Here is a 14,014-nt window from a genome sequence, read left to right on the forward strand (position 1 = left end):
TGCCGATCGCCATGGAAGAGAAGCTGCGCTTCGCCATCCGTGAAGGCGGCCGCACGGTTGGAGCCGGAGTGGTTGCATCGATCATCGAGTGATCGACGCAACAACTCCGAAACGTCCAACCGAAAGAAAATATGCCCAAGTGCGGTATACCGCACTTGGCTGCGGCGCAGGCGTCGTCGCTGGCATCCTCGAGTAAGAAGCGAATAGGGAGTGGCGAGTAGGGAAACAGAAAAGCGATGCGCTTTTCCATTCGCTGCTCGCCACTGGCCATTCGCCCCATATTCGCCTCTTGCAAATCAGGCGTCGACTATGCTTCAAACGGCGCGAAACGACCGATGCGTCGTTTCCGTAGGGGTGTAGCTCAGTTGGTAGAGTACCGGTCTCCAAAACCGGTTGTCGTAGGTTCGAGCCCTACCGCCCCTGCCATTTAACTGCCTGATCTGAAACGAGATTTCAGCCTAAGGCGATTTGTCGAAATCCGTTTTTCAGTCGATTGCCACCGGAAAGCCGGTCCATCCGTTCTACCTCTGTACTTGAAGCGCTCAGCGCGGCCTCGATGGCTGCCGCAGCCTTGTCGTCGGCTTGCGGCATCAGGTGGCTAGCGTGGGTGTGCCGCAGGCCATGGAATGTGGCTTCCACTTTTGCGGCGGCAGCAATTCCAGGTTTGGGACACCGTCGGGGGATGCGAGGATTGCCGTCGATGTCGCGGAAGACCAGCGGTTCGGGCGGGAGATTTACCGGTGCAGAGGCGTGGCCGGACCTCCTGCTGATCGCGCCAATGGGCACGGAGGTCCGTGACCGCGGACGCGGCGAGTGTGGGATATTAAGTTAGACGACTGAGTAGCAGTTAACCCGCAAGAAACATTTCGAAATAAGTCGGTTGTGGTAGCGGAGGGCGCCAGCGTACCGTGCAACCTGCGAACGATCGTGGTCGGGCTCGCAGGTACTAGAAAAGTGCGCTGGGACCGCGTCAAGTTTTCCCAATTGCAGTGCTACCTGAAGTGCAGGAATCGCAGGAATTGAACCGTTCTGCATCGGTCCGACAGATGATGTTCTCATTGGGCTTGGTGTGTACTTCAATCGATCATGCAACAGGCGTTGGGGCGCTGAAGAGAGCGCTATTCTATGGATGAATCCGCGTCGGTGAGGCATTGCGAGTGAGATGGACTGCTTGATCCTAGGCATAAATCACATGCTGAACATAGATATGCCTCTTCGTGATACAAAAGAGATCGCTTTCTTTGTCTTTGTTCCGGCATTGTTAGGCACGATTGTCGCGCGATTTGTCACCCATCGGTGGATGGTCCGCGTTAGTCTCCCAAGGCGAAACCTTGCGCCATGGCCTACTTCTTTCATGATAGGCTTGCTTGCCTGTCCAGCGTGGTTGACCGTCTATGTTTTTGCGAACTGGATGGCTGGTGCAGCTCTTTCCATCCATGCGATTCTTGTGTGCCTTCTAAGCGCGCCGTTGATCGCCGTCGCTGCTTTTCTTCCGCTATGTCTGGTCGTAATTCCGATGCTTCTGGCGAGCGTCGATGCAAGTACGCGCGGGCGTCAACCTGCCCGAAGTAGCGTTGTCATTGCGATCTGCGCGGTCTCTCTTTGCTTCCAGTACTACTATGCCCTGCTTCTTGCGCAAAAAATGAAGGGTTGAGCTCTTCTCCAATCTCGAGACAGATCGATGGATTTATGGCGGACCTTATACGCTCATTGATGATGCCGCTTTCATGATCCTGGCAAGCGAGCGGGTTAATCGAGTCCGACCCGAACGTGCAGCAATTTGCGCAACAGGCTGATGGCCATGGGCGACGTGGCAGCCGAGCGCTGCTGATCATGCGCGATTGTCCCGAACCGAGGGTTGGCTTCGCGCGGCCTGCCTGCGGCGCACGGTCGCGGCGATGAACCTGGCTCGCTGCGCGTGCGACACACCGGTTGGGAATTCAGCCGGAAGCCGAGAATGAAATTGCTTGTGACGTTCGTCGTGGGGGCCACGACGTTGCTGTTGTCGTCCTTTGGTCATGGCGCTTATGCCGCCGACCTGCTGTGGCAGGTGGAAAGCCCATTTCGTTTCTTCAAGAATGCCGCATCCTTTGCGATGTATGAGCGCGGCTACCCGGCCGCGCGCAATGAATTGGTGCTGCCGCCGGCGGATGTCGTCTGGCGCACGGAGCGGCGGCTGAACGATCCCGATTGCCGCGACATGACCAGTCCGACCAGTTGCGCCGACACCGCGCGGGCGCGCTACGACCGTTCCCGATTGGGCTGGGCGTCGCAGACCATCGACGCCGTCTGCTACGACAGCCGGCAGGGCCGCTACCTCGCGAGTTGCGACCGACGCTATTCATGGGGTACGGCAAAGGAAGATTATGTGCTGCCGGACGCGCACACCGTGGCGATCCGGCTGTCGCCCGAGCGCGTCGCCGAAGCCGGTGCGTATGATTGCGTCTGGAGCTGGACGCCGCGGCGGCCGGGGAGCAGGACGGAGACCAGAACGCAATCCTGCGCGACGCCACTGAAGATCACGCGTCTGCCTTATGCGGTGGATCGCAACCTGTCCGGTGCATCGGTCGAGGTCAAATTGCCCGACGGCCGCACGCTGAGCGATCCGCAGGTCGTCGTCGAGGATCTGTTCATCGTCGCGCTCGGCGATTCCTTTCCTCGGGCGAAAGCAACCCGGACGTTCCGGTGACATTCAGCGCCGTCCGCGAGATGGTTTACGATCCGACCCTGATGCGCGAGGAGGTCGCGACGCGCAGCACCGCCAAATCCCTGCAGAAACTGACCCCTGCTGCCCCCGCCGGAAGTTTCGACTACAAGAACCTGCCGCGGCGCAAGCTGGCCGACGAGGAGCAGGAGCTCTATTTCCCGCTCGCGTCGGCGCAGTTCGACAAGGCGTTCAACGCCGCCAATCCGCGCTGGCTCAGTCCCGACTGCCACCGCTCGCAATACGGCTATCCGTTTCGTGTCGGGCTGCAGCTGACATTGGAAAACCCGCATCGCTCGGTCACGCTGGTCAGCCTGGCCTGCACCGGCTCCGAGGTCACCGAAGGGCTCTTCCTCGAGAAGAAGGCGCGCGAGGGCGCCGGCAACGCGATGGTGCGTTCGCAGCTCGATCAGCTCGCCGATCTGATCTGCAAAACTCCGGCGAGCCGCACGCAGCGTGCGACCTACAATCTGCCGACCTATGCCAGCGGCAGCGTGCAGGTTGCCAATACGCAGGTCACGAAATCCTGGTGCGCGCCGTCCGAGCGCAAGCGGCCGATCGATACGCTGCTGCTGTCGATCGGCGGCAACGATGTCGGTTTCTCGCCGCTGATGGTCTATGCGATGACCGAATCCGCCGGCGATCTCGCGCCGATCGCGAATCTGCTTGGCAAGCAGATCCGGTTCTCGCCGCAGGTGTCGCGGGCCTATCTCGAACAGCTGGACGAGCGCATGGTCGCGCTCCGCGATGCCCTGCGCGATGGCTTTGGTGTGCCGCCCGCAAAGGTGCTGCAGACGGCCTACGAGCCGATCCAGTTCGACGAGACCGGCGCCCTGTGTGGCGCGCAGCCGACGCTCGGCCTCGACGTCCACAAGAAGCTGGTGCTGTCGCGCGAACGGCTGGGCGAGACGGTGAGCTTTCTCAACGATTTCTTCGCCCGGACCGCCTGCATCACCAACGGTCGATCAGGCGGCTGCCCGGCGCTGGCCACCGGCGCCGGAACCGGGTTCCAGCTCATCACCGATCACCAGCCTGAATTCGCCAAGCGCGGGCTCTGCGCGCGGGATCCGAAACGGCCGCAGGCGGATGGCGAGGCGATGGCGATGCCGCGGCGCTGGATCGGCAAGGAGGAGTTCACGCCCTATTCGCCGGCGGCCTATCTGCCCTATGCGTCTCGCTGGCGGCTGTTCCGGACCCCGAATGACGCGTTTCTGACTGCAAACGTCCATGCGACGGGCTTTACCCAGTTCGATATCCTGCAGCCGGTCTATGCGGCGATGTATAGCGGCGCGGTGCACCCGACCGCGGAGGGCCACGCCATCGTCGCCGATCATGTCGTCCGGCATGTCCGTGCGACGGTCGGCAAAGCGCCGCCCGGCGGGGGGCGCTGATCCAGGCGGTATCCCGGGGCGGGTTCCCGTCGATCCGGCCCGGATACCTTGACCTTTGGTCCGGTCCGAAGTAGGAAGCTGCACTCGCTGTCGGCCCGGTGACCGGATATCCGACGCGGCAAATCCCCGAACGAACGAGCCCGCTTGGCGGCTCATCCTTGATAAAGGGTTGGGCGCAAGAGGGCTGTTCGGATTCCTGAAACCAATTCAATCGTCTCACGACGGATGCGGATCACATAACGATGGCGTTCAGCCCGTTCAAATTCCTGCAGGAAGTGCGCACCGAGACCAACAAGGTCACGTGGCCTTCGCGACGCGAGACGACCATCACCACCATCATGGTTTTCGTCATGGTGGCGCTGTCGTCGATCTTCTTTTTTGCGGCGGATCAGATCATCCGCCACCTCGTCGCCTTTTTGCTCACGATGCACTGACGGAACTGAATTATGAGCATGCGCTGGTACATCGTTCACGCCTATTCGAATTTCGAAAAGAAGGTGATGGAGTCGATCAAGGAACAGGCCAAGCAGCGTGGCTTGGAAGACCTGTTCGAACAGATTCTGGTTCCGACCGAGAAGATCACCGAAGTACGCCGCGGCCGTAAAATGGACGCCGAGCGCAAGTTCTTCCCGGGCTACGTGCTGGTGAAGATGCAGCTCACCGACGAAGCGTTTCATCTGATCAAGAACACCCCGAAGGTCACAGGCTTCCTCGGCGCGGAAAACAAGCCGATGCCGATCTCGGAAGCCGAGGCGATGCGCATCCTGCACCAGGTGCAGGAAGGCGTGGAGCGCCCGAAGGCGTCGGTGTCGTTCGAGATCGGCGAGAACGTCAAGGTCGCCGATGGCCCGTTCGCGTCGTTCTCCGGCGTGGTCGAGGAAATCGACGAGGCGCGTTCGCGCGTGAAGGTCGCGGTGTCGATCTTCGGCCGCGCCACGCCGGTCGAACTGGAATTCGGTCAGGTCGAGAAGGTTTAGCTCGCACTTGGCGAATAGCGAATAGCGAACGGAAGAAGCGACTGGTCATTGGCCATTCGCCACTCACTATTCGCTTTTACCGTGGGAGGTGAGGGCGGTTGCCAGCCGTCATGAGCCGCACCACTAACAGGAGAAGAGTATGGCAAAGAAAGTGACCGGATACCTGAAGCTTCAGGTGCCGGCCGGTGCGGCGAATCCGTCGCCACCGATCGGCCCCGCGCTTGGTCAGCGCGGTCTCAACATCATGGAGTTCTGCAAGGCGTTCAACGCGCAGACGCAGAAGGAAGAAAAGAACACCCCGATTCCGGTGGTCATCACCATTTATGCGGATCGTTCTTTCACCTTCGAAATGCGCACGCCGCCGATGTCCCACTTCCTCAAGCAGGCCGCCAAGATCCAGTCCGGTTCGAAAGCCCCGGGCCGCGACAAGGCCGGCGCGGTGACCAAGGCGCAGGTGCGCGAGATCGCCGAGAAGAAGATGAAGGATCTCAATTGCGATACCATCGAATCGGCCATGAAGATGGTCGAGGGCTCTGCCCGTTCGATGGGTCTGGAAGTGGCGGGGTAACGGTCATGGCAATCGGAAAACGTTTGACGAAGGCCCGCGAAGGCGTCGATCGCGAAAAGCTCTATCCGATCGCGGATGCGATCAAGATGGTGAAGGAACGCGCCAAGTCGAAGTTCGACGAGACCATCGAAATCGCGATGAATCTCGGCGTCGATCCGCGCCACGCCGACCAGATGGTTCGTGGCGTCGTCACCCTGCCGAACGGCACCGGCCGCACGCTGCGCGTCGGCGTGTTCGCCCGTGGCGCCAAGGCTGAGGAAGCCAAGGCCGCGGGTGCGGACGTGGTCGGTGCGGAAGACCTGGTCGAGAAGGTCCAGGGCGGCAACATCGATTTCGATCGTTGTATCGCCACTCCGGACATGATGCCGCTGGTCGGCCGTCTCGGTAAGGTGCTCGGTCCGCGCGGCATGATGCCGAACCCGAAGATCGGCACGGTGACCATGGACGTCGCCGGCGCCGTCAAGGGCGCCAAGGGCGGTTCGGTCGAGTTCCGCGTCGAGAAGGCCGGCATCGTGCAGGCTGGTATCGGCAAGGCATCGTTCTCGGAAGAGAAGCTCGTCGAAAACATCAAGGCTCTGGTCGACGCCGTCTCCAAGGCGAAGCCGGCTGGCGCAAAGGGTACCTATCTGCAACGCGTTGCCGTGTCCTCGACCATGGGCCCCGGCATCAAGGTTGAGACGGGCACCGTGCTCGGCTAAGCCGGAACAGGGCTTGCAAGAAACCAGGGCGGAATCGGGCAACCGGTTCCGCCCTTTCTTTTGTCTTCAGCGGTTTGACCCAGCAGGAATGTCACCATGGCCGACAAGGTTCTGATCTATTCGCGTTTTCCGAAGGCCATGATGAAGCGCATCGGCGAGCGCTATGAGCTGATCGATGCGGGCGGCAAACCGCCGCTTGAGACGTTTTCGCGCGACGAGCTCAAGGATGTGCGCGCACTGATCACCGCGGGCGGGCAGACGCTGAAGAGCGACGTCATGGACATGATGCCGGCGCTCGGCGCCATCATCTGCTACGGCACCGGCTATGACGGCGTCGACTTCAAGGCTGCGGCCGAACGCAAGATCGTGGTCGGCAACAGCCCGGGCGCCAATGCTGCTTCAGTCGCCGATCTCGCGCTGACCTTGATGCTCGCCGTGACGCGCATGCTGCTGCCGGCCGATCAGTATCTCCGCGAGGGCGGCTGGTCGTCGGCCAAGCCGTCGCCGCTGATGAAGCCGCTGCCGGGCAATCCCGGCCGCAAGGTCGGCGTCTATGGCATGGGCGAGATCGGCCGCAAGATCGCGTCGCGCGTCGCCGCTTTCGAATGCGATGTGGCCTATCACAGCCGCAGCAAGCATGACGTGCCATATCGCTACGAGCCGAGCCTCGACGCCCTCGTCGAATGGTGCGACGTGCTGATGATCGCGGTGCGCGCTGGCGCGGACACCCATCACATCATCGATGCCGCGATGCTGAAGAAGCTCGGTGCGAATGGTGTCATCGTGAACATCTCGCGCGGCTCGGTGATCGACCAGGCGGCGCTGACGGCGGCGTTGACGGACAAGACCATCGCCGGCGCCGGCCTCGACGTGTTCGAGAAGGAGCCGCACGCGCCCGACGCGCTGACCGCGATGCCAAACGTCGTGCTGACGCCGCATGTCGGCGGCCACACGCTCGATTCGCATATGGCGATGCAGGACTGCGTCATCGCCAATCTCGATGCGTTCTACGCGGGGAAGGCGCTGCCTTACGCGGTGGCAGTGTAGCGGATACGGGGCGGGCTCAATGACGATCGAGAACGAAGACCAGTTCGACAAGCTGCGGACCGTCGGAAGGCTGGTGGCCCGCACGCTGGCCGCCATGGGCAACGCGCTGGAGCCCGGCATGACGACCAAGGAGCTGGATGATCTTGGTCGTGCCATGCTGGAGAAGGAGGGCGCGCGTTCGGCGCCCGAACTCGCTTACAACTTTCCTGGCGCGACCTGCATTTCGGTCGGTCCCGATTGCGCGCATGGCATCCCTGATGACACAGTGGTGAAGGCGGGAGATCTGGTCAATATCGACGTCTCGGCCGAACTGGACGGCTATTTCGGTGATACCGGCGCGAGCTTCGCCGTCCCGCCGGTCAAGCCGCGCATCGAACGCCTCTGCCGCGACGGTCGCAAGGCGATGTGGGCTGGAATCAAGGCCGTGAAGCCCGGCCGTCGGTTCAACGAAGTTGGCCGCTCGATCGAGAATTTCGCCCGTACCAACGGCTACAGCCTCGTGCGCGATCTGGCGAGCCACGGCATCGGGCGTTCGCTGCATGACGAGCCTGGCGAAATCCCGACATGGTACGAGGCGCGGGACAGACGCATGATCACCGAGGGCCTGGTCTTCACCATCGAGCCGTTCCTGTCGCTCGGCGCGGATTCGGTGGAGCAACGGGACGACGGCTGGTCGCTTCGCCCGCCGCTGAAGCAGCCCACGGTGCAGTTCGAGCATACGCTCGTGGCGACGAGCCGAGGGCCGGTGATTCTTACGCTTGCATAGCTGGGCCATGCGGGGCCGGGGATCGTCGCCGCGAGGCTGATCAGGGTGACCGGCCTGCACGGTCCGTTCCGCAAGAACGATTTTCGTTCCCGGTCGGTACAAAAATAATTGAGTGGGTTATTCCATATCGCGGATGTAGGTCTTGGTTCTCTAGAACCACTCGAATGTAGGCGTACATTCGACGACACAGGACATCAGCGATGGCTGCGTTCACCCTCAAGATCAACGGTCAGGCCCGTCAGGTCGACCTTGACCCCGATACACCTCTGCTCTGGGCCATTCGGGATGGAGCCGGCCTGACCGGTACCAAATATGGCTGCGGGGTCGCGCAATGCGGGGCCTGTACGGTCTATGTGGACGGCCAGACGGTGCGGTCCTGCTCGATGCCGGTATCGGCCATTGGCACCAGCGAAATCACCACCATCGAAGGTCTCGACTCCAGGGAAGCCAAGGCGGTGCAGGCGGCCTGGGTCGCGCTGGACGTGCCGCAATGCGGCTACTGCCAGTCGGGCCAGGTCATGAGCGCCACCGCGCTGCTCAGCATCAATCCGACGCCTACCGATCGGGATATCGATCTGGCGATGAACGGCAACATCTGCCGCTGCGCCACCTATGTCCGCATTCGCGCCGCCATTCATGGCGCCGCCAAAACGCTGGAGGGTTGAGCCATGACCGTTCATGACACCAAGCTCTCCCGCCGTACGATGCTCAAGGGCGGTGCCGGCCTCGTGCTCGGCGCTTACGTTGCCCGTGCCGAGAGGCTATTCGCGCAGGCGGCAACGCCGCCGAAGATTAACATTGCGCCGAACACCTTCCTGATCATCAAGCCCGACAACACCGTGACGGTGCTGTGCAAGGGCATCGAGTTCGGGCAGGGGCCGTTCACCGGCATGGCGACTCTGGTGGCCGAAGAACTCGATGCCGACTGGTCGCAGATGCGCGCGGATCACGCGCCGTCGAATCCGCAGCTCTACAAGAATCTGGCGTTCGGCATGCAGGGCACCGGTGGCTCGACCGCCATCGCCAATTCCTACATCCAGATGCGCCAGGTCGGCGCCGCCGCGCGGCAGATGCTGGTCGCGGCAGCAGCCGACGCGTGGCAGGTGCAGCCGGGCGAGATCACTGTCGAGAACGGCGTGATCAAGCATGCGTCTGGCCACGAAGGTCGCTTCGGCGAATTCGCCGACAAGGCGATGGCCATGCCGGTGCCGACCGATCCGAAGCTGAAGGATCCGTCGCAGTTCAGGTTGATCGGCAAGGAAGGCGCAGTGAAGCGCCTCGACAGTGCCGACAAGACGAATGGCAAGGCCTTCTACACGCTCGATATCAACGAGCCGGACATGCTCACGGTGCTCGTGGCGCGTTCGCCGAAATTCGGCGGCAAGGTCGCATCATTCGATGCGACGGCTGCGAAAGCCGTGGCTGGTGTCGTCGACGTCAAGCAGGTGCCAACCGGCGTTGCTGTCTACGCCAAGGGCTTCTGGCCCGCGAAGATGGGCCGCGAGGCGTTGAAGATCACCTGGGATGACAGCAAGGCGGAGAAGCGGGGCAGTGCCGAATTGCTGCAGCAATTCCGCGGGCTGTCGAAGACGGCCGGCAAACTCGTCAAGGCCGAGGGCAAGTTCGAAGAGTCGATGGCCAAAGGTGGCCGCGTGATCGAGGTTGAGTACGTCTTCCCGTATCTGGCCCATGCCGCGATGGAGCCGCTCAACGCCTATCTGAAATGGGACGGCGACACCGCCTATGCGCGCTACGGCTGCCAGTTTCCGACGCCTGACCATATGGCGATCTCCAAGGTGCTCGGACTGCCGATCGAGAAGGTCAAGATCGACGTTCTTCTGGCCGGCGGCAGCTTCGGCCGCCGCGCCCAGCAGAGCACGCATCAGGCCATCGAGCTCGCCGAAGTCGCGAAGGCGATCGGGCCGGGCAAGCCGGTCAAGCTGGTCTGGACGCGCGAAGACGATATGCGCGGTGGCTATTATCGGCCTTACTGCGTCCACCGCATGCGCGGTGCGGTGCGCGATGGCAAGATCGAAGCATGGAGCGACACCATCGTCACGCAGTCGATCATGAAGGGCTCCTTTTTTGAGTCCATCATGTTCAAGGACGGCCTCGACCCGACGTCCTATGAAGGCTCGAACGAAATCCCGTATGATGTCGAGAACTTCCGCTGCGACATGCATCAGGTCGATGTCGGCGTGCCTGTGCTGTGGTGGCGTTCGGTGGGCCACACCCACACCGGTTATGTCGTCGAAGCCTTTGTCGATGAACTGCTCGAAGCCGCCGGCAAGGATCCGATCGAAGGCCGGCTGGCGCTGCTGAGCAAGAAACCGCGCCATGCCGGCGCGCTGAAGGCCGTCGCCGAACTCGCCGATTGGAAGAACTACAAGGTGCCGGCAGGCCGCGCGCGCGGCGTTGCGGTGGTCGAGAGCTTCGACACCTTCGTCGCGCAGGTGGTTGAACTGTCCATGACCGACGACGGTCCGAAGGTGCACAAGGTATGGTGCGCGGTGGATTGCGGCGTCGCCGTGAACCCCGACATCATCCGCGCGCAGATGGAAGGTGGCATCGGCTTCGGCCTCGGTCACATCCTCTATGCCGAACAGAGGATCGACGCCGGCGCGCCGGTATCCGGCAATTTCGACACCTATCGTTCGCTGCGCATCAACGAGATGCCGGAGATCGAAGTGGTCATCGTGAAGTCGACCGAGAAGCCATCGGGCGTCGGCGAACCCGGCGTGCCTCCGCTCGGGCCTGCCGTTGCCAACGCGTTGGCGAAACTCGGAGTGGGAAGACCGCGGCAGTTGCCGATCGTGCCAGGAGCCTCAGCATGAGCTTGTTCAAACACGCGATGCTGGCGCTGGTTGCCGGCGGCCTCGCGGCAGGTCTCCTCGCATTCGCGGAGCCGGGCTTTCAGGAGGCCGATGCAGCGGTCAGCAATCCGACCACGCTGCAGTCGGTCTCGGCCTTCGCCAAGATCAAGAACAAGAACGAGCGTGCCGTGGCGCTGTTTCAGGAAGCCGGCAAGGTCATCCAGTCGCCGCGCTGCATGAACTGCCATCCGGCGACGGAGCGTCCGACCCAGACCGACCGCATGCGGCCGCATATTCCGCTGGTCGTGCGCGGCGAGGGCGGTGTCGGCGCGGCCGGTGGTCTCGCTTGCGCCACCTGTCACCACGAGAACAACTTCGATGCCGCCAACGTCCCCGGCAATCCGAAATGGGCTTTAGCTCCGGTCGAGATGGCCTGGCAGGGCAAGACGCTTGGCGAGATCTGCATCCAGATTAAGGATAAGGAGCGCAATGGCGGCAAGGACATGGCCGCGCTCGTGAAACACATGGCCGAAGACGAGCTTGTCGGCTGGGGCTGGCATCCCGGCGGTAATCGGACCCCCGCGCCGGGCACCCAGAAGCAGTTCGGTGAGCTGATCAAGGCCTGGGCCGATGCGGGAGCAGCCTGCCCCAAGGGGTAGGGCTTAGCGCAGGACCCACTTTTTTCTCTCCCCTCGTCGCGCAGTTTCGCGGTGCCAGGGGAGGGATTAAGGAGGGCCCGGCGTCTCCCCTTGCAGAAAAGATGCCACGGCGGCAATTGCCCCTTGGCAACACGAAAAAGACTCGTTAAACAACCGTTTCCGGGCGTGCTGGCTGGTAGCTGGCGCGTCTGTGTTCGCATTCCGACAACCCACATCGCAGGAGACTTTTCCTTTCAGGCTATCCACCCGGATTGCTCGAAGGGGATGGGACGCGCGACGCGGATTTGAAGAAGGCGGGCAGGGGTCACCAGTAGGTCAGATGATGGCTTATCGATGATCCTGAATCCTGTCCGAGACTGCTGGCGCCTGAGATAAACGCAAGTTTCATCAATGGCTTAATCGTAAAACTTGATGCAGCCAGCATAGACGGGTGAAGACTGGATTTCGCCGATGTCGTTTTGTGCGACATGACGCGTATTTGGTTCGAACCTCGACACCCCGCGCCGATGCTGGTTCGCCAGAAAGGTTCGGGAGGGCAGGCTATCATATCGTCTCGCCCGACGTGTCTAAGAGACCGTGTGTCTTGAGGTCAGGTTCAGGTGGGGCGGTGGGTGTAACCCGGCGGTCCTATCTCGATAGAGGCCGCCAACCGGAGAGAGCTTGCTGTGGAAAGAGCGGCTAAAAAGGACGCGGTCGACGCGCTGAATGGGGTCTTCAAGACCACCAGCGTTGCGGTCGTCGCCCATTATTCCGGCCTCACCGTTGCCCAGATGCAGAATCTGCGTTCGCAGATGAAGGCGGCTGGCGCCTCGGTGAAGGTCTCGAAGAACCGTCTCGCCAAAATTGCTCTTGAAGGCACGGATGTTGTTGCCATCGGTTCCCTGTTGAAGGGTCCGACCGTGATCGCCACTTCGGACGATCCGGTAGCTGCACCGAAGGTTGCCGTCGAATTTGCCAAGGCGAACGAGAAGTTCGTCATCCTTGGCGGCTCGATGGGTAAAACCGTCCTGAACGTCGACAGCGTCAAGGCCCTGGCCGCGCTGCCCTCGCTCGACGAACTGCGCGCGAAGATCCTCGGCCTCCTTGTGGCGCCGGCGACCAAGATCGCTCAGCTCTCCACCGCGCCTGCTGCGAAGCTGGCCCGCGTGGTTCAGGCCTATGCCTCGAAGGGTGAAGCGGCGTGATGCCATTCTCCAACTTAACTGGTTCGAACTGATACGCTGAAGGAAAGATAAAATGGCTGATTTGCAGAAGATCGTGGACGACCTCTCGAGCCTGACGGTTCTCGAGGCTGCCGAACTGGCGAAGCTCCTTGAAGAGAAGTGGGGCGTTTCCGCTGCCGCCGCTGTCGCGGTGGCTGCTGCTCCGGGCGCTGGCGGTGCCGGTGCTGCTGCCGCTGAAGAGAAGACCGAGTTCTCGGTTGTTCTCGCCGCGGCCGGCGACAAGAAGATCGAAGTCATCAAGGAAGTCCGTGCGATCACGGGTCTTGGCCTCAAGGAAGCCAAGGACCTGGTCGAAGGCGCACCGAAGCCCGTCAAGGACGGCGTTGCCAAGGACGAAGCCGAGAAGATCAAGGCTCAGCTGGAGAAGGCTGGCGCCAAGGTCGAACTCAAGTAAGGCAATTTGGGCCGGTTCCCTATTGGAACCGGCCCACTTCTACGAAATCTGCGGTATTTCAAGGCGTTGCTCTGGAACTGCCGCAAAAGCCGCCCATATAGGGGCGGAGGCACGAAAATGCAGTCCGCTTCGGGAATCAGATAGACCTCGGGGCCGGACAGCGGGAGACGGATGATTTCGGGCTTTTGCAGTCCGTAACGACAGGATTCAGACGGGCAGAGCGTGGCAGCGCTCCGCACGTCGTTTTGCGTTCTGAGATGTCAGGTTTCGGAACGTTTCGAATTTTCAACCCGGGGGCGATGCCAATCGCGCTTCGGAAGGTCCGCCTTCGGCAGGCGGCGAAATGAGAGGCCACGATGGCGCAGCAAACGTTCACCGGTCGCAAACGCGTTCGTAAGTTTTTCGGACAGATCAAGGAAGTGGCGGAGATGCCGAACCTCATCGAGGTTCAGAAGGCGTCCTATGACCAGTTCCTGATGGTCGAGGAACCCGCGGGCGGACGGCTGGATGAAGGCCTGCAGGCGGTGTTCAAGTCGGTGTTCCCGATCTCCGACTTCTCCAACACCTCGATGCTGGAATTCGTCCGCTATGAATTCGAGGCGCCGAAGTACGACGTCGACGAGTGCCGCCAGCGCGGCATGACCTTTGCCGCCCCGCTGAAGGTGACGCTGCGCCTGATCGTGTTCGATATCGACGAGGAAACCGGCGCCAAGTCCGTCAAGGACATCAAGGAGCAGGACGTCTACATGGGCGATATCCCGCTCATGACCATGA

General features: G+C 61.7%; 15 protein-coding genes, 1 tRNA gene and 2 pseudogenes. 17 read left to right on the top strand and 1 reads right to left on the bottom strand.

All coding sequences use genetic code 11. The features are described from left to right. Together ACEK02_RS08835 and ACEK02_RS08840 are read left to right on the top strand one after the other, a co-directional pair. A pseudogene (locus ACEK02_RS08835) lies at positions 1 to 92 on the top strand (elongation factor Tu); the annotation flags it as partial. Positions 93 to 350: 258 nt separating this feature from the next. Next, positions 351 to 426, top strand: a tRNA-Trp gene (locus ACEK02_RS08840). A gap of 27 nt (positions 427 to 453) precedes the next feature. On the opposite strand, the gene ACEK02_RS08845 is transcribed toward ACEK02_RS08840, so the two are convergent. Further along, positions 454 to 786 (bottom strand): hypothetical protein, encoded by a 333-nt coding sequence (locus tag ACEK02_RS08845; RefSeq protein ID WP_371421350.1) that lies wholly within the window; start codon positions 784 to 786, stop codon positions 454 to 456. Positions 787 to 1,192: 406 nt separating this feature from the next. Between ACEK02_RS08845 and ACEK02_RS08850 the strand changes: the two genes are divergently transcribed. The 15 genes and pseudogenes from ACEK02_RS08850 to ACEK02_RS08920 form a co-directional block, all read left to right on the top strand. After that, positions 1,193 to 1,654, top strand: a complete 462-nt coding sequence (locus ACEK02_RS08850; protein WP_371421351.1) for a hypothetical protein — start codon at positions 1,193 to 1,195, stop codon at positions 1,652 to 1,654. Positions 1,655 to 1,957: 303 nt separating this feature from the next. Continuing rightward, positions 1,958 to 2,689 (top strand): hypothetical protein, encoded by a 732-nt coding sequence (locus ACEK02_RS08855; RefSeq protein WP_371421352.1) that lies wholly within the window; start codon positions 1,958 to 1,960, stop codon positions 2,687 to 2,689. Beyond that, on the top strand, positions 2,686 to 4,095 hold the full coding sequence (locus tag ACEK02_RS08860) for a hypothetical protein (protein WP_371421353.1): 1,410 nt from the start codon (positions 2,686 to 2,688) through the stop codon (positions 4,093 to 4,095). The genes ACEK02_RS08855 and ACEK02_RS08860 overlap by 4 nt, the downstream gene beginning before the upstream one ends. 242 nt (positions 4,096 to 4,337) lie before the next feature. Then, on the top strand, positions 4,338 to 4,529 hold the full coding sequence (gene secE, locus ACEK02_RS08865) for a preprotein translocase subunit SecE (RefSeq protein ID WP_371421354.1): 192 nt from the start codon (positions 4,338 to 4,340) through the stop codon (positions 4,527 to 4,529). Between the two features lie 12 nt (positions 4,530 to 4,541). Continuing rightward, positions 4,542 to 5,072 (top strand): transcription termination/antitermination protein NusG, encoded by a 531-nt coding sequence (nusG, locus tag ACEK02_RS08870; protein WP_371421355.1) that lies wholly within the window; start codon positions 4,542 to 4,544, stop codon positions 5,070 to 5,072. A gap of 139 nt (positions 5,073 to 5,211) precedes the next feature. Further along, entirely contained in the window at positions 5,212 to 5,640 is a 429-nt protein-coding gene (gene rplK, locus ACEK02_RS08875) for a 50S ribosomal protein L11 (protein WP_315831971.1), read from the top strand. A 5-nt stretch (positions 5,641 to 5,645) separates the two neighbouring features. After that, on the top strand, positions 5,646 to 6,338 hold the full coding sequence (gene rplA, locus ACEK02_RS08880; protein ID WP_371421356.1) for a 50S ribosomal protein L1: 693 nt from the start codon (positions 5,646 to 5,648) through the stop codon (positions 6,336 to 6,338). A 96-nt stretch (positions 6,339 to 6,434) separates the two neighbouring features. Continuing rightward, complete coding sequence (locus ACEK02_RS08885) at positions 6,435 to 7,385, top strand: 2-hydroxyacid dehydrogenase (protein WP_371421357.1); 951 nt, start codon at positions 6,435 to 6,437, stop codon at positions 7,383 to 7,385. 19 nt (positions 7,386 to 7,404) lie between these two features. Next, a complete protein-coding gene (map, locus tag ACEK02_RS08890; RefSeq protein ID WP_371421358.1) occupies positions 7,405 to 8,151 on the top strand; it encodes a type I methionyl aminopeptidase in 747 nt (248 codons plus the stop codon). Positions 8,152 to 8,351: 200 nt separating this feature from the next. Beyond that, a complete protein-coding gene (locus ACEK02_RS08895) occupies positions 8,352 to 8,816 on the top strand; it encodes a (2Fe-2S)-binding protein (protein WP_371421359.1) in 465 nt (154 codons plus the stop codon). A 3-nt stretch (positions 8,817 to 8,819) separates the two neighbouring features. After that, a complete protein-coding gene (locus tag ACEK02_RS08900) occupies positions 8,820 to 10,985 on the top strand; it encodes a molybdopterin cofactor-binding domain-containing protein (protein WP_371421360.1) in 2,166 nt (721 codons plus the stop codon). Further along, a complete protein-coding gene (locus ACEK02_RS08905) occupies positions 10,982 to 11,623 on the top strand; it encodes an Isoquinoline 1-oxidoreductase subunit (RefSeq protein WP_371421361.1) in 642 nt (213 codons plus the stop codon). The genes ACEK02_RS08900 and ACEK02_RS08905 overlap by 4 nt, the downstream gene beginning before the upstream one ends. 665 nt (positions 11,624 to 12,288) lie before the next feature. Continuing rightward, positions 12,289 to 12,807, top strand: coding sequence for a 50S ribosomal protein L10 (rplJ, locus tag ACEK02_RS08910; protein WP_371421362.1), 519 nt, complete (start codon positions 12,289 to 12,291; stop codon positions 12,805 to 12,807). 52 nt (positions 12,808 to 12,859) lie between these two features. Then, positions 12,860 to 13,240 carry a 50S ribosomal protein L7/L12 gene (rplL, locus tag ACEK02_RS08915; protein WP_371421363.1) on the top strand — a complete coding sequence of 127 codons (381 nt, stop codon included), beginning with the start codon at positions 12,860 to 12,862 and terminating at the stop codon, positions 13,238 to 13,240. Positions 13,241 to 13,596: 356 nt separating this feature from the next. Further along, positions 13,597 to 14,014 (top strand): annotated as a pseudogene (locus ACEK02_RS08920) (DNA-directed RNA polymerase subunit beta); the annotation flags it as partial.

Source organism: Tardiphaga sp. (genome assembly GCF_041424195.1).
GTDB lineage: Bacteria > Pseudomonadota > Alphaproteobacteria > Rhizobiales > Xanthobacteraceae > Tardiphaga.

Coding starts and splice junctions, on each gene's coding strand:
- secE (WP_371421354.1), top strand. CDS start 4,338: ATGGCGTTCAGCCCGTTCAAATTCCTGCAGGAAGTGCGCACCGAGACC.
- rplA (WP_371421356.1), top strand. CDS start 5,646: ATGGCAATCGGAAAACGTTTGACGAAGGCCCGCGAAGGCGTCGATCGC.
- ACEK02_RS08895 (WP_371421359.1), top strand. CDS start 8,352: ATGGCTGCGTTCACCCTCAAGATCAACGGTCAGGCCCGTCAGGTCGAC.
- ACEK02_RS08850 (WP_371421351.1), top strand. CDS start 1,193: ATGCTGAACATAGATATGCCTCTTCGTGATACAAAAGAGATCGCTTTC.
- ACEK02_RS08900 (WP_371421360.1), top strand. CDS start 8,820: ATGACCGTTCATGACACCAAGCTCTCCCGCCGTACGATGCTCAAGGGC.
- nusG (WP_371421355.1), top strand. CDS start 4,542: ATGAGCATGCGCTGGTACATCGTTCACGCCTATTCGAATTTCGAAAAG.
- ACEK02_RS08905 (WP_371421361.1), top strand. CDS start 10,982: ATGAGCTTGTTCAAACACGCGATGCTGGCGCTGGTTGCCGGCGGCCTC.
- map (WP_371421358.1), top strand. CDS start 7,405: ATGACGATCGAGAACGAAGACCAGTTCGACAAGCTGCGGACCGTCGGA.
- rplK (WP_315831971.1), top strand. CDS start 5,212: ATGGCAAAGAAAGTGACCGGATACCTGAAGCTTCAGGTGCCGGCCGGT.
- ACEK02_RS08885 (WP_371421357.1), top strand. CDS start 6,435: ATGGCCGACAAGGTTCTGATCTATTCGCGTTTTCCGAAGGCCATGATG.
- rplL (WP_371421363.1), top strand. CDS start 12,860: ATGGCTGATTTGCAGAAGATCGTGGACGACCTCTCGAGCCTGACGGTT.
- ACEK02_RS08855 (WP_371421352.1), top strand. CDS start 1,958: ATGAAATTGCTTGTGACGTTCGTCGTGGGGGCCACGACGTTGCTGTTG.